The organism is Cryptosporangium japonicum (assembly GCF_039524755.1).
Taxonomy (GTDB): domain Bacteria; phylum Actinomycetota; class Actinomycetes; order Mycobacteriales; family Cryptosporangiaceae; genus Cryptosporangium; species Cryptosporangium japonicum.
The window spans coordinates 186,504-198,891 of sequence record NZ_BAAAGX010000003.1 but is presented as its reverse complement, the minus strand read 5'-3'; the positions used below and the strand labels follow the sequence as shown (position 1 = coordinate 198,891).

At 70.2% G+C, this 12,388-nt stretch carries 15 protein-coding genes; 8 read left to right on the top strand and 7 right to left on the bottom strand.

The window, feature by feature from the left end; translation table 11 throughout:
* Positions 1-23: 23 nt before the first annotated feature.
* Positions 24-296, bottom strand: coding sequence for a hypothetical protein (locus tag ABD437_RS02815; RefSeq protein WP_344647131.1), 273 nt, complete (start codon positions 294-296; stop codon positions 24-26).
* Between the two features lie 278 nt (positions 297-574).
* Between ABD437_RS02815 and ABD437_RS02810 the strand changes: the two genes are divergently transcribed.
* From ABD437_RS02810 to ABD437_RS02790, 5 genes are all read left to right on the top strand, one after another.
* On the top strand, positions 575-814 hold the full coding sequence (locus tag ABD437_RS02810) for a hypothetical protein (RefSeq protein WP_344647130.1): 240 nt from the start codon (positions 575-577) through the stop codon (positions 812-814).
* A gap of 292 nt (positions 815-1,106) precedes the next feature.
* Positions 1,107-1,442, top strand: coding sequence for a hypothetical protein (locus ABD437_RS02805; RefSeq protein ID WP_344647129.1), 336 nt, complete (start codon positions 1,107-1,109; stop codon positions 1,440-1,442).
* On the top strand, positions 1,439-1,780 hold the full coding sequence (locus ABD437_RS02800) for a hypothetical protein (RefSeq protein ID WP_344647128.1): 342 nt from the start codon (positions 1,439-1,441) through the stop codon (positions 1,778-1,780). The genes ABD437_RS02805 and ABD437_RS02800 overlap by 4 nt, the downstream gene beginning before the upstream one ends.
* Complete coding sequence (locus tag ABD437_RS02795; protein ID WP_344647127.1) at positions 1,774-2,055, top strand: hypothetical protein; 282 nt, start codon at positions 1,774-1,776, stop codon at positions 2,053-2,055. Before ABD437_RS02800 ends, ABD437_RS02795 begins: the two co-directional genes overlap by 7 nt.
* Positions 2,056-2,074: 19 nt before the next feature.
* Positions 2,075-2,506 (top strand): DUF5994 family protein, encoded by a 432-nt coding sequence (locus tag ABD437_RS02790; RefSeq protein ID WP_344647126.1) that lies wholly within the window; start codon positions 2,075-2,077, stop codon positions 2,504-2,506.
* Here the strand turns inward: ABD437_RS02790 and ABD437_RS02785 are convergent, their stop codons facing one another.
* On the bottom strand, positions 2,507-3,385 hold the full coding sequence (locus ABD437_RS02785) for a nitroreductase family protein (protein ID WP_344647125.1): 879 nt from the start codon (positions 3,383-3,385) through the stop codon (positions 2,507-2,509).
* Positions 3,382-3,813: a DUF5994 family protein gene (locus ABD437_RS02780; RefSeq protein WP_344647124.1), complete on the bottom strand. Its 432-nt coding sequence runs from the start codon at positions 3,811-3,813 to the stop codon at positions 3,382-3,384. The genes ABD437_RS02785 and ABD437_RS02780 overlap by 4 nt, the downstream gene beginning before the upstream one ends.
* A gap of 400 nt (positions 3,814-4,213) precedes the next feature.
* On the opposite strand from ABD437_RS02780, the gene ABD437_RS02775 reads away from it, so the two are divergent.
* Genes ABD437_RS02775 through ABD437_RS02765 form a run of 3 tightly spaced genes read left to right on the top strand, consistent with a single transcriptional unit; the run spans position 4,214 to position 7,285 of the window.
* A complete protein-coding gene (locus ABD437_RS02775) occupies positions 4,214-5,182 on the top strand; it encodes an acyl-CoA desaturase (protein WP_344647123.1) in 969 nt (322 codons plus the stop codon).
* Between the two features lie 47 nt (positions 5,183-5,229).
* On the top strand, positions 5,230-5,586 hold the full coding sequence (locus ABD437_RS02770; RefSeq protein ID WP_344647122.1) for a hypothetical protein: 357 nt from the start codon (positions 5,230-5,232) through the stop codon (positions 5,584-5,586).
* 22 nt (positions 5,587-5,608) lie between these two features.
* Positions 5,609-7,285: a Na+/H+ antiporter gene (locus ABD437_RS02765; RefSeq protein ID WP_425558076.1), complete on the top strand. Its 1,677-nt coding sequence runs from the start codon at positions 5,609-5,611 to the stop codon at positions 7,283-7,285.
* A gap of 25 nt (positions 7,286-7,310) precedes the next feature.
* Here ABD437_RS02765 and ABD437_RS02760 read toward each other — a convergent pair whose 3' ends face one another.
* The 4 genes from ABD437_RS02760 to tal are packed head-to-tail and all read right to left on the bottom strand — an operon-like array spanning position 7,311 to position 11,724.
* Positions 7,311-8,213: a YihY/virulence factor BrkB family protein gene (locus tag ABD437_RS02760; protein ID WP_344647120.1), complete on the bottom strand. Its 903-nt coding sequence runs from the start codon at positions 8,211-8,213 to the stop codon at positions 7,311-7,313.
* Positions 8,198-8,374 (bottom strand): RGCVC family protein, encoded by a 177-nt coding sequence (locus tag ABD437_RS42960; protein WP_425558075.1) that lies wholly within the window; start codon positions 8,372-8,374, stop codon positions 8,198-8,200. The genes ABD437_RS02760 and ABD437_RS42960 overlap by 16 nt, the downstream gene beginning before the upstream one ends.
* Before the next feature lie 33 nt (positions 8,375-8,407).
* On the bottom strand, positions 8,408-10,603 hold the full coding sequence (tkt, locus tag ABD437_RS02755; protein WP_344647119.1) for a transketolase: 2,196 nt from the start codon (positions 10,601-10,603) through the stop codon (positions 8,408-8,410).
* Positions 10,600-11,724: a transaldolase gene (gene tal / locus ABD437_RS02750; protein ID WP_344647118.1), complete on the bottom strand. Its 1,125-nt coding sequence runs from the start codon at positions 11,722-11,724 to the stop codon at positions 10,600-10,602. Before tal ends, tkt begins: the two co-directional genes overlap by 4 nt.
* Between the last annotated feature and the right edge of the window lie 664 nt (positions 11,725-12,388).

Genomic DNA, 12,388 nt, shown 5'->3' with positions numbered 1-12,388 from the left:
CCCCGGCTGCGGGTGCCGAGCGTCTAGAAGCCGCTCGTCAGATCCTGGTAGGACGCTGTCGGTGAGCTCGAGATCCAGTTCGCGGCACTCAGGTAGAAACAGACCCTCGGCCACGCGCATCCCCGGACGTCAGGCTCGGCGGTGGCCGGCGAGGCGGTGAACAGTCCGCCCGCGAGCACGGTCGTCGCGGCCGCCGATGCCTCCCCGGATCTGCGCACCGCGCTGACCCGCGGCAGGCCCTCGACGAAGTTGGCCAGCACTCGCGCGACCAGGGCGGCGGGACACAGGTCGCTCACCCGCGATTGACCGCGCTCAGCACTGACCGCTCCCCAGCCCGACGAGCGTGGAGCAGCACGCTGCCCGAGGCGCCCCCGCCGAGCGGCGTCCGGCGCCCCCGCCGGAGGCATTGGCGGTGTGAGGGCGGCGCCGATCGCCGCCGTCGACGTCCGCGACGAGGTCCTGCTCCGCGGCAATCGCGTCGCCCGTGAGTGAGCACTGCGCCCCTGGGTAGACCACACATCGTCCGTGTGGGGTGTGGGCGGCGTGTTCGGCCCGTGAGGTTCCGGAGGCCGTCATGACGTCCGAGCAGTGCCAGGCCGACGCGATCCGGAGTCTGGTGCTGGACACGTTGGACAGCACCTCGGCGATGCTCGCGAGGTTGGCGACCCGGGTCACTGCGTCCGCGTCGTCCGCGCGGTTGGGCGTGCTGGCCGAGGAGGCGCAGCGGCGCGGCGTGCAAATCAGGGCACGACGGATCGACTGCGTCACCATGTGCCGCAGATGCCTGGCGTCCGAGCATCACCGCTCGAGGTGACGGTGTCGTTTCGAGAAACTCTCTCCGGTTCCGTCTTTACCGGTCAGACCGGGCTACGCTGGGTCTACCGAGGTCATCTCGAGCGTTGACATCTCCGTCGGCGTCGTCCTGGGCGATTCGCAAACCACCGGAACCCCCGGGGACAGGCCGACGTCGTGACACCGATTCCTTTTTGCTGTGGTCGTTCCGTGCTCTGCTTCGCGGACGACGTGAGCGCGTCATGACGCCGGAGTCCCGGCGTGAGTCCGGCGCCGATCGGAACGTCGCGCCGCTGCGGCGGCGGCGAGAGCGGATGGCAGCTGCGGCCGGCGCACGCAGCCCTCACCGCGACGAGGATTCCTCGGGTGGCACCGTACGGGCGCTGACCGCGGCTCTCGCGCCGCACTTGTCCACGGCCGATCCGGAGCTGCACGGTCTGGCGGCAACTCTGCTCACCGCGCAACAGGACTACGCGCTGAGTATCTCCGATGCTCCCGGCGCCGTTCGGGACCAGGCGTGTCAGCGGTTCTCCGAGGCGGCGCACGACTACTGCCGAGCGCTGGACCAGCGAGGGTTGGCGCTGCCGCCGGGCCTGCTGGAGACCGTCGAGTGGCTCACCGACCGCACGGCCGTCACGGATGCGCGATGAGCAGCGTGACCGTGGTGGCGTTCGTCCGGGTCCCGTCGGAACAGGCGCAGGGGCTGGAGGTCTACGAGGACGTCGCCCTGGGCTTACTGCCCCGTCACGGAGCGCTGGTGGAGCGTCGGCTGCGGTCGGCGGACGGCGGCACCGAGGCGCATCTGCTCAGCTTTCCGTCGCGGGAGGCGATCGATGCCTTCGACGCCGACCCGCGCCGGGCAGCGGCGCGCGCCGGCGTCGACGGCTCGGGCGTGCGGGCGCTGCGATTCGTGGTCGAACCGGAGGAAGGGCCGCAGGGGATCGTGTTCTGGCGGTTCCGAACCGACGCCGGGTCGGCATCGTGCTGAAGCAGGGACAAGACATCGCCGAGGTCGACTACCTGCTGGTCGCCGATGTCCTGCTGGCCCGCGACCGCTACATCGCGGCTGCGGAACGACTGACGCGGGCCACGCTGGGCGCCTCCGTCCAACCGTCCGGACCGGAATTCACCTTCTATGTCGGGTCCGAGTGGGTGCTGCGGTTCACCGACGGCGGCCGGGAGCCGATCGGAATTTTCGTGATCTTCAACGATCGGGACGCGGTGCGGCTGGAAGACCTCGAGTCGGGCGATCTTCTCGAATAGGTTCGCGGATGGGAATTCGATGACTTCTGACGATGATCGGGTACGTCTGGCGCTCAGCGAGCAACGCGCCGGGGACTGTGTCCTCGACGGCGCGTGGTGGCCCCGCACCCGCCATCCGCTGATCGAGTTGCCGCTGTTGATGGCGGAACTGGTCGCGGTCATCGGTGAGGTGGAGCGCGTGTCGCTCGGCGGAGCCGGGTGGTTCACGACTCCGCGCGCGGTGCCGTTCGACCGGAACCGGGTCGACATCTGCTGGTTCAACCCGCACGACCCGCACGAGGTGGAAATCGTGGCGAAGAACGACTTCGTGTTGGATCTTCTTCTGATCCCGCCCGCGGTCGCGCCGATCGCCGCGAGGGCGGCGATGGCCGCCGCGAGCCGCGGCACCAGCGCAGCCCGCGGCTCGGAGGTGCTCGCCCGTCACGGGGTGATCCCCGGCGGCCCTGGATGATCAGCGGACGGCGCCGGGTAGAGCGAGCCGCAGGACGGCGTGGGCATAGCCGCGGTTGCCCAGCAGGCTGTGCACCAGTGTGCGCGAGATCGGTGTTTCGACGACGTCGCTCATCGGGCTGACCCACAGCTCGGCCGCGGTCGCGCCCAGCAGGATCGTGCTGATGACCTCACCGGCCGCCAGCCAGGACGCCGGGTCGTCGAGCGGGCTCCAGAGCACCAGGTACCGGGCGCCACGGTCTCGCCCGGGGCCGGGCAACACGACGTCCTGTCCCTCCGGACACAGGGCGCGAAGCGGTATTCGCCGTGGTGTCGACGGGGTCTCGTCCGTCGGCGCGGTTCGGAGGTGACGGACTTCGCCCGCACGGCTGTCGGAGACCTGGAATTCGACGAGATCATCCGGCTCGAGTTCAGTCAGGTACACGCCCCAGCTCTCGGCTATCCGACGCAGGCGGTCGACGGTCCCGGCCGGTACCGGTGTAGGGGAGCAGGGGCGGTGATCAGTGCGACGCCCGGTGACCGCGCGGAGGAGCCGCGCGTCGGATGACGTCGGTTCGTACGTCCCGGTCGGGGTGATCCGGGCCATCATCCCCGGACGTTCGTCGATCGGAAGCCGGTCGACCGACGCCCAGCAGCCGGCCGCGGCCAGGGCGACCAATGCGTGGTCCAACGCGATTCCGCAGCCGAGCGTCACGAGACGCCCCCGTGGGTCGACGCCCGCCAGCGGCCCGGCGTCGTCGACGCGCAGTTCCAACTGGTGCGATTCGATTCCCCAGCGCCACGGCTCGGAGCGGAACATCGACGGGGCTCGTCCGGCGACGTCGATGGCCTGACGCAGGCTCTCGTCCACCTCGGCGTCCGTGCGGGGTCGCTGGTTCACGATCGACCCGGGGTCAGGTGCCGGGTCTCGTCGAGGATGCTGGTCGCGTGTGAGCCGTTGTCGCCGCGCGCCGCGGTGGCCATGGCGGCCAGGGCGCACGCCTCGCTGGTGTCCGGCGGGACGACGAGGAGGTCGAGGCGGTCGCGGCCGGCGCCCGAGACGCTCATTTCGTGGACGTCGCTCGGGCCGTGCCATCCCAGCCGCACCGTTCGCCCGGACACGGTGATCCGCCGGGGCGCGCGCCGCCAGAGTTCATCGTTGAAGGTGATCCGGTGGACCGTGCCGACCTGCGCGTCCAGCGCCGCGATCAGGCCGGGTAGCTCCGCGAGAGGGTCGGTAGAGCGCGGCCACCACCCGCCGTCGAGCATGCCCCGCCCGGCGAGAGCCGGATCGAGACGGAGTCGTGCCGGTGGGAGCTCGGAGCTCATGACATCGGCCTGTCCCCGGTGGACCACCGGTGGTTGCTGTTCGCCTAGGGCGACGCCGACGCGGATGCCAACGCTCGATATGACCTCGGTGACTGAATGGTAGATGGTTCTGACCCGCTGTGCGGAATTCGCAGAGACTATTTCGGCCGTCACTCGTCGGCGCACTCGTCGTCCCTCGTGCGACACGGCCGCGGACCTGATCAGACGCTGAACCCAGCCGAAGAGCCGCGAGAGGGTTTCGTCGGCTGATCGGGGGTAGTACAGGGTTGCCCCGCCGTGTTGAAGCGTCCACGACGGTCGGCCGTCCGGACTCCGCGGTCTGTCCTTCCTTCACTTGCTACGCCCACCCGGTACCTCCCGTTCACGTGAACAGAGCCGGCCGGCGTCGAGGAGCCATCGCATGACCACTGACTTCGCCCCGATCAGACCTGCTGCCAGCCCACGTCGGCCGAGACCGATCGTGGTGGACGGCGAGGCCTCCCTCCTCTCCCTGATCACCCTGTGGACGTTCGTGGCGCTGCCGTTCGCCGCCCTGATCGCCGCGGTGCCGATCGCCTGGGGCTGGGGCCTGACGGCGCTCGACGCCACTGTGGCCGTGGTGGCGTACCTGATCACCGGCTTAGGAGTGACGGTGGGCTTTCACCGCTACTTCACGCACGGTTCGTTCAAGACCCGTCGGTCTGTCCGGGTGGCCTTGGCGATCGCCGGCTCGCTCGCGGTGGAGGGATCGGTGATCCAGTGGGTCGCCGACCATCGACGTCACCACGCGTTCACCGATCGGGAGGGTGACCCGCACTCGCCGTGGCGGTACGGAACCAGTCCCGGTGCACTGGCCAAAGGCATGTTCTACGCGCACTGCGGGTGGTTCTTCGATCGTGAGAAGACCACCAACCGGGCACGTTTCGCGCCTGACCTGCTCGCCGACCGTGACCTGCGGGTAGCCGACCGGCTGTTCGGTCCGTTGATCGCGGTCTCGCTTCTCGCGCCTGCGCTGATCGGTGGTCTCGTCACGTGGTCGTGGACGGGTGCCCTGACCGGGCTGTTCTGGGGCGGTCTGGTGCGGATGGCGCTGCTGCACCACGTGACGTGGTCGGTGAATTCCGTCTGCCATGTCGTCGGGAGCCGGCCGTTCGTCAGCAAGGGTTCCGACCGGGCGACGAACTTCTGGCCGCTGGCGGTCCTGTCGTTGGGCGAGAGCTGGCACAACTCCCATCACGCCGATCCGACCGGCGCACGCCACGGGGTACTGCGCGGGCAACTCGACCCCTCGGCTCGTGTGATCTGGATCTTCGAGCGGTTCGGCTGGGCCTGGGACGTCCGGTGGCCCGACCCGGTCCGGCTGGCGAACAAGCGCAGCGTCGGCCACTGATCATGCCCGCGCCGGTCGTCGACCGGCCGATCCTGGAGAGGATTCCCATGGAATCCCGCAACCCACTGGTCCGATCACTGCACGACACCGGTCTGGCCAGCTGGTTCGTCAAGACCGGCGTCACGGCTGCGGCCGCCACCGCGTACAACGGCGCGCTCGGCGCTCGGGTCGCGACCGCGGGGAAGGTTCCGGCCGAGGGCGGCGTCGTTCCTGGTGAGGAGACCCCGCACGACGTCGCGGCGACGCAACGACAGCTGCGCGTCGTCCAGCGGGTGATTCCGGTGCTGACCGGGACGCTCATCGTTCTCGGTGCGCAGCGGGTTGAGCAGCAGAAGCCCGACCAGCTGTCGGTCGGTGTGGCGAAGCGGTCGGCTCGGACCGCGCGCCGGCTCGCCCGCCGATAGGACCGTCGGCCGAGACCTTGCGGTGCGCCTCGTGAGCGTTGAAGCACTACTGCTTTTTTTCCTGTCCGGGCTGGCGGTGGTACTGACCGTCCGGTGGGTCGCCGAACGCACCGGCCTGCCGGCGGCCGCGCTGCTGACGGTGGTCGGCATCGGCTACGCGTTCCTGCCGGGCCCGAACGTCGTCCTGGATCCCGAGGTCGTGCTGACGTTCGTCCTTCCGCCGTTGCTCTACAGCGCGGCCCTGGACTCCTCGCTGACCGCGATCAGGCGCAATCTGCCGACCGTGGTCAGTCTTTCGGTGGCGCTGGTGCTGGCCACCGCGTTGACGATCGGCATCGGGTTCGAATGGTTCGTCGAAGGTGCGACGCTGGCCGTGGGAATCGCCGTGGGTGCCGCGGTCGCACCGCCGGACCCCGTTGCCGCGCTCGGCGTGGCACGCACGGTGGGTCTGCCGGTCAAGCTGGTCACGTTGATCCGAGGTGAGGGTCTGCTCAACGACGCGACCGCGCTGACGCTGCTCAGCGTCGCGGTGGCGGCGGCGGCCGGCGGCGGGTTCTCGGCGCCCGCGGCGGTCGGCCAGTTCCTGCTGGCGGCGGCCGGAGGACTTCTCGTCGGTGGGGTAGCTGCCTACGGGGTTCGTCTGCTGCGGCGAGTGGCCAGGGATCCGCTCACGGCGAACGCCCTCTCGCTGGCCACTCCGTTCGTCGCCTACCTGACCGCGGAGAACGTCCACGTGTCCGGGGTCCTGGCGGTCGTGGTCACCGGACTGATCGTCGGCCATGACGCCCCGAGGTTCGCGTCGGGAGAGAGTCGGCTGCAGACCGGGGCGGTCTGGCGGCTCGTGGACGTCCTCCTCGAGGGGTTCGTCTTTCTGCTGATCGGACAACAGGTGCCGGTGATCCTGAACGGGCTGCGCGACTATCCCGTGAGCGTTGTCGCGCCTGCGCTGGCGATCACGGTGGGCGTCGTTCTCCTGCTCCGCCCGGTGTGGTTGGTCGTGACTCAATCGCTGCCGCGTTCGCTGCACCTGCAGTTCGGTGCCGAGCCTGTCGTCGCTGAGGGCGCGACGGTCTCCCGACGTTCGCGCTGGATCGCCGACCGGCTCACCGGTCGGGAGGTCGTGGCTCTGAGCTGGGCCGGGACCCGTGGTGTGATCAGCCTGGCCGCGATCTTCACCTTGCCGACGTCCACGGACACCGGTGCGCCGTTCCCGGTCCGCGACCTGTTGGTGTTCTGCACGTTGACAGCGGTGCTGGTCACCCTGCTCGGGCAGGGACTGACCTTCGCGTTCGTGGTTCGTGCCCTCGGGCTCCGCGCCGGTGAAACCGACCAGGCCCGGGTGCGCAACGAGGCCCGCGAGGCATCCGTGCAGGCGGCGCTGGTCCGATTGGACGAGCTCAAGAACGAGGAGCCGGACGCCGATCTCGCCTCGATCGCGGCTGCCCGTGCACGTCTGCGCGCGCGTTCGGTCCGGTACCGGGATCGGCTCGATGCACTCCGGGACGCCCACCCCGACGACCTCCCGGTGTCCCCGGAGCACGAGTCCGCCCTCCGGGTGCGTCGCGCCACGATCGACGCTCAGCGCGACGAGTTGCTGCGCTGGCGTGATGCCGGTCGTCTGCCCGACGAGGGCCTCCGTGTCCTCGAACGCGAGCTCGACCACGAGGAGCGCGTCACGCCGGACCGCCCCGCCCGCTGACGAGGTCCTCGAACAGCTCGGGCCTTCAGGGCGTCTCGTCGTCGGCCGCCGCGGCGAGATCGGCCGGACGGCCGGCGGTGCTCGTCGCGGTCAGCGCAGCGGCGAAGAGGACCAGTTGATTGACGGCGTTGAGGAAGACCAGCAGTCCGACGGAGCCCGCGACCAGCTGGTAGGTGGGGTTGGCTTCCGTGCGCTCCACGTAGAGTCGGCCGAGGGTCTTGAGCAGCTCCAGCCCGGCGGCCACCAGTCGCGCCGGTCCCAGGATTCGGCGCAGGGGCATCCGCACCCGGGGCAGCCCGGTGAGCATGCCGAGGGCGAGAATGGTGTTGACTCCGACGCCGATCAGGATCCCGACCGCGTCGAGCAGCCACCGGGAGCCGGTGGCGTCGGAGTCCGCAGCGATCACCAACCAGCCCGCGGCAACCGTGGTGCCGTACGCCACCGCGAGTGAGGCGGCCAGCAACAACCCGAGTCCGATCAGCACCAGGAGATCGACGAGCACGCGGACGGCGAGTCCGCCAGGGTATTCGGGTAGTTGCCACACCCGGCGGATCGACGACCGCAACACGTCGACCCAGAACCATCCCGTGATCGGCAACCCGACGAACGCGATGACGCCGATGGTGCCCCGTGCGTTGCGCAGCGTCTCCACGTCGAGGCTCGGCACGTTGTTCGCGACGTACCGTTCCACCATCCGCAGCACCGCCGGGTCGTCCAGGACGAAACCGAAAGCGGCGATGCTCAGCAGCCCGAGCGCGAACAGCGCGAAGAACGCGTAGTAGGTCACCGCGGCGGCGAGTCGGCCACCGTCCGCTTCGTCGTAACGCAGCGCGGCGCGGGCGAGGTGATCCAACCAGCCGACGCGCCGGCGGAGTCTCCGCCAGACCGCGGAGACCCGCTTCCCGCCCGTCGTCAGGTGCAGATGCAATCGCGGGTCAGCGCGTTCGTCAGCGTGGCCGCGCAGTAGCGGCGGGAGATCGGGTCGTGGGCCGCGGTGTCATGGCCACAGACGTCGCAGGCGTGAGGTGCGGTGCCCGTCGCGTCGGATCGTGTCTTTCGGCGGTCGATGGTCGATGCCGGGCTAGTCATGAGTACTCCGTAACTGGCGGTGGGGTCGGGGGATCAACGCCGGTCTCCGGTGCCACCGTCGGTGGGCGCGGCGGTCTGCTGGTTGCCGCCCGGCCGGACCGGGCCGACCAGGGCGTCGCGGACGCTATCGCGGGCGGCCGTGGCGACGGCGTCGGCCGTGATGCCGAACTCCTGGTAAAGCCGCTGGTAGTCGGCCGAGGCGCCGAAGTGTTCGAGGCTGACGATCCGGCCGGCGTCGCCGACGATCTCGCGCCAGCCCTGGCCGATCCCGGCCTCGATGCTGACGCGTGCGCGCACGCCGGGCGGCAGGGTCTCGTCCCGGTAGTGCTCGGACTGCTCGGCGAACCACTCCCGGCAGGGCATCGAAACGACTCGCGCGGGGATGCCCTCGGCGGCGAGCAGACTGCGGGCGTCGAGCGCGATCTGGACTTCGGAGCCGGTGGCGATCAGCAGGACGGCCGGGTCGGCTTCCGTGGTCAGGGCGTATCCGCCGCGTGCCGCACCGGCCGCTCGGGCGTAGCCGTCGGGTCCCCGGTCCAGGACGGGCAGGTTCTGCCGGGTGAGGATCAGGCCCGCGGGCCGGTCGGTGTGTTCGAGGACGGCGCGCCAGCAGGCCACGGTCTCGTTCGCGTCGGCCGGCCGGACGACGTCGAGCCCGGGAATGGCCCGCAGCGCGGCCAGGTGCTCGACCGGCTGGTGGGTGGGGCCGTCCTCGCCCAGACCGATGGAGTCGTGCGTCCAGATGTAGGTGGCAGGGAGCTGCATGAGCGCCGCGAGCCGCACCGCCGGACGCATGTAGTCACTGAAGACCAGGAACGTGCCGCCGTAGGGGCGGGTCAGGCTCTGCAGCGCGACGCCGTTGAGGATCGCGCCCATGGCGTGCTCACGGATGCCGAAGTGCAGGGTCCGCCCGTACGGGCCGCCGCTCCAGTCCCGGGTTTGCCGGTCGGCCGGGACGAACGACGGTTCGCCGCTCATCGTCGTGTTGTTGCTCTCGGCGAGATCGGCCGAACCGCCCCAGAGCTCGGGCAGCACCGGGGCGAGCGCGGTGAGGATCTCCCCGGACGCCTTGCGCGTGGCCATGCCCTTCGGGTCGGGCGCGAAGGTGGGCAGTGCCGTGGTCCAGCCGTCGGGGAGTTGCCGCTTCTGCAGCCGGTCGAGCAGCGCCGCGCGGTCGGGGTTGGCCGTACGCCACGCCGAGAACCGCGGCGACCAGCGCTCGTGCAGCCGCGCGCCCCGGTCCACGGCGCCGCGCGTGCGGCTCAGCACGTCCGCGTCGATCGCGAACGCGGTGTCCGGGTCGAACCCGAGCACGGTCTTCGTGGCGGCGATCTCGTCGGCACCCAACGCGGAGCCGTGGGCTTTGCCGGTGTTCTGCTTGGTCGGGGCGGGCCAGCCGATGATCGTCCGCAGCAGGATCAGTGACGGTCGGCCGGTGTCCGCTTTGGCGTTCTCCACCGCGGCGAGCAGCGCGTCGACGTCCTCGACGTACTCGCCGGAGCCGGTCCAGTCGACGGTCTGCACGTGCCAGCCGTAGGCGGCGTAGCGGGCGGCGACGTCCTCGCTGAACGCGATGTCGGTGTCGTCCTCGATCGAGATGTGGTTCGAGTCGTAGAACAGCACCAGGTTGCCGAGTTGCTGGTGCCCGGCGAGCGAGCTGGCCTCGGCGGTGACGCCCTCCATGAGGTCGCCGTCGGAGGCCACCACGTAGACGTGGTGATCGAACGGGCTCTTGCCCGGTGCGGTGTCCGGGTCGAGCAGTCCGCGTTCGCGTCGCGCCGCCAGCGCCATGCCGACCGCGCTGGCCAGTCCCTGGCCGAGCGGCCCGGTGGTGATCTCCACTCCGCGGGTGTGCCGGTACTCGGGGTGACCGGGTGTGGCCGACCCCCAGGTCCGCAGGGCCTGCAGATCGCTCAGTTCCAGGCCGTACCCAGCCAGGAAGAGCTGGACGTAGAGGGTCAGGCTGGAGTGGCCGCAGGACAGCACGAACCGGTCCCGGCCGAGCCACTGGTCGTCGTTCGGATCGTGGCGCATCACGTTGTGGAACAGCAGGTAAGCCAGCGGAGCCAGGCTCATCGCGGTGCCCGGATGCCCGTTGCCGACTTTCTGCACCGCGTCCGCGGCCAGCATCCGGGCCGTGTCGACGGCACGGACGTCGACGGCGTCCCAGCCGGTCGCGTCGGCGATCGGCGCTGCCACGCGTCGGACGAGGGAGAGGTCCTGGGTCATGACGTGTCCGATCCGTTGGTGGTGGCGACGAGGGCGGACCGTTTGTCGGCGATGCCGTCGAACAACTGCTGGAAGGACGCGACGAAGGCGGCGACGCCCTGGCGTTCGAGCTCGGCGACGACGTCGTCGTAGTCGACTCCGGCCGCGGCGAACCGTTCGAACGTGCGGCGGGCCCCCTCCACGTCGGTCGACAGCGTGTCGATCACCTGCCCGTGGTCGGCGAACGCCTCGAGCGTCGCCCTGGGCATCGTCGTGACGGTGTTCGGGCCGATCAGCTGCTCGACGTAGGTCACGTCGCGTCGCTCGGGGTTCTTCATCGACGTGGACGCCCACAGGCACCGCTGCGGCGAGGCTCCGGCCGCTTGCAACTCGGACCATTCGTCGCCGGTGAAGATTTCCCGGTAAGCGTGATAGGCCAGTTCGGCGTTGGCGATCGCTAGCGTGCCCCTCAGGTCGGCGGGGCCGTCGATCTCGTCGAGACGGCGATCTGCTTCGGCGTCGACGCGTGAGACGAAGAACGACGCGACCGACGCCACCGCGCTCAGATCACCGCCGGCGTCGCGCAGCCGTCGCAGGCCGCGCAGGTACGCCTCGGCGGCCGCACGATGGCGGGCCAGCGAGAACAGCAACGTGACGTTGACCGGGATGCCGCGGGCGATCGTCTCCTCGACGGCGTCCAGACCCGCCTCGGTGCCCGGGATCTTGATGAACAGGTTGGGCCGGTCGATACGCCGGTGCAGGGCGATCGCCTCCTCGACGGTGGCCCGGGCGTCATGGGCCAGATGTGGGTCGACCTCGAACGAGACCCATCCGTCGCGGGACGGGTCGCCCCGGTCGTAGACCGGCCGCAGAAGATCGCAGGCGGCCCGGATGTCCTGGATCGCGAGGGCGAGGAACACCTGCTTCGGGTCGTCCTCCGACCGCAGGACCTCGCGCATCTGTTCGTCGTAGGCGTCGCCCTCGGCGATCGCGGCCTGGAAGATCGTCGGATTGGACGTGACGCCCGTGACGCCGTCGGCGACGAGGCCGGCCAGGTCACCGTCGTGGACGAACCCTCGCGAGAGATAGTCCACCCAGGGACTTTGGCCTCGAGCGGCCAGGGATTGCAGTGACGTGGGCATGGTTCTCCCGTGTGTCGATGCCGCGAGGTGTCGGCCGGGCGCGGGATGCGCGGATGGTTGCGGGTGCCGGAAGGCACTCCTGCATCAGCGGACGCGGCGAATCGGCTGTTCGGAGACGCGATGCTTACCCTCGGCTGCCCCTCACCGGGGGAAGTAAACCGTCAGCCACGTGTTCGTTGCCGGACGGGTGATCGGGCGGCGCGGCCGGTCATGACTGGTAGTGGGGGTGCCGGTCGTGCTGCTCACGGAGGAACGTGGTTCGGCGTAGAGGTAGCCCTGGCCGGTGGTGCAGCCGAGAGCCCGCAGTTCGTCGGCCTGGGTGGTGGTCTCGATTCCCTCGGTGATCGTGCTGAGATGCAGGGTGCGGGTCGAGTGGCCTGCTAGAGGGCGAGGTCGGCGCGGCTGAACAGGGTCGCCGGCGTGTCGGTGGGAGTCCCCGGTCGCGATACCGACGTGGGCGCGCAGCAGCAGCGCGACCTCGCCCCTACCGCGTGGAGACGTATCCCTTCGAACGGCAGGCCTCAGCCTGAACGTAGGTCTTTGAACCGAGCCGGCTGGCCGCAGAACGCCGGCAGGCCGGCGCCCGATCCCGGTATCGCCTCTGGACTGCTGCGACGCTGGCCGCCCCCAGACGGGGCTCTACGCTATATGTGTCCTGTCGCTG

Excerpts from the sequence above, each read along its gene's own strand:
- ABD437_RS42960 (WP_425558075.1), bottom strand. The coding sequence starts at position 8,374 with ATGACTAGCCCGGCATCGACCATCGACCGCCGAAAGACACGATCCGAC.
- tal (WP_344647118.1), bottom strand. The coding sequence starts at position 11,724 with ATGCCCACGTCACTGCAATCCCTGGCCGCTCGAGGCCAAAGTCCCTGG.
- tkt (WP_344647119.1), bottom strand. The coding sequence starts at position 10,603 with ATGACCCAGGACCTCTCCCTCGTCCGACGCGTGGCAGCGCCGATCGCC.
- ABD437_RS02805 (WP_344647129.1), top strand. The coding sequence starts at position 1,107 with ATGGCAGCTGCGGCCGGCGCACGCAGCCCTCACCGCGACGAGGATTCC.
- ABD437_RS02800 (WP_344647128.1), top strand. The coding sequence starts at position 1,439 with ATGAGCAGCGTGACCGTGGTGGCGTTCGTCCGGGTCCCGTCGGAACAG.
- ABD437_RS02790 (WP_344647126.1), top strand. The coding sequence starts at position 2,075 with ATGACTTCTGACGATGATCGGGTACGTCTGGCGCTCAGCGAGCAACGC.
- ABD437_RS02780 (WP_344647124.1), bottom strand. The coding sequence starts at position 3,813 with ATGAGCTCCGAGCTCCCACCGGCACGACTCCGTCTCGATCCGGCTCTC.
- ABD437_RS02810 (WP_344647130.1), top strand. The coding sequence starts at position 575 with ATGACGTCCGAGCAGTGCCAGGCCGACGCGATCCGGAGTCTGGTGCTG.
- ABD437_RS02775 (WP_344647123.1), top strand. The coding sequence starts at position 4,214 with ATGACCACTGACTTCGCCCCGATCAGACCTGCTGCCAGCCCACGTCGG.
- ABD437_RS02770 (WP_344647122.1), top strand. The coding sequence starts at position 5,230 with ATGGAATCCCGCAACCCACTGGTCCGATCACTGCACGACACCGGTCTG.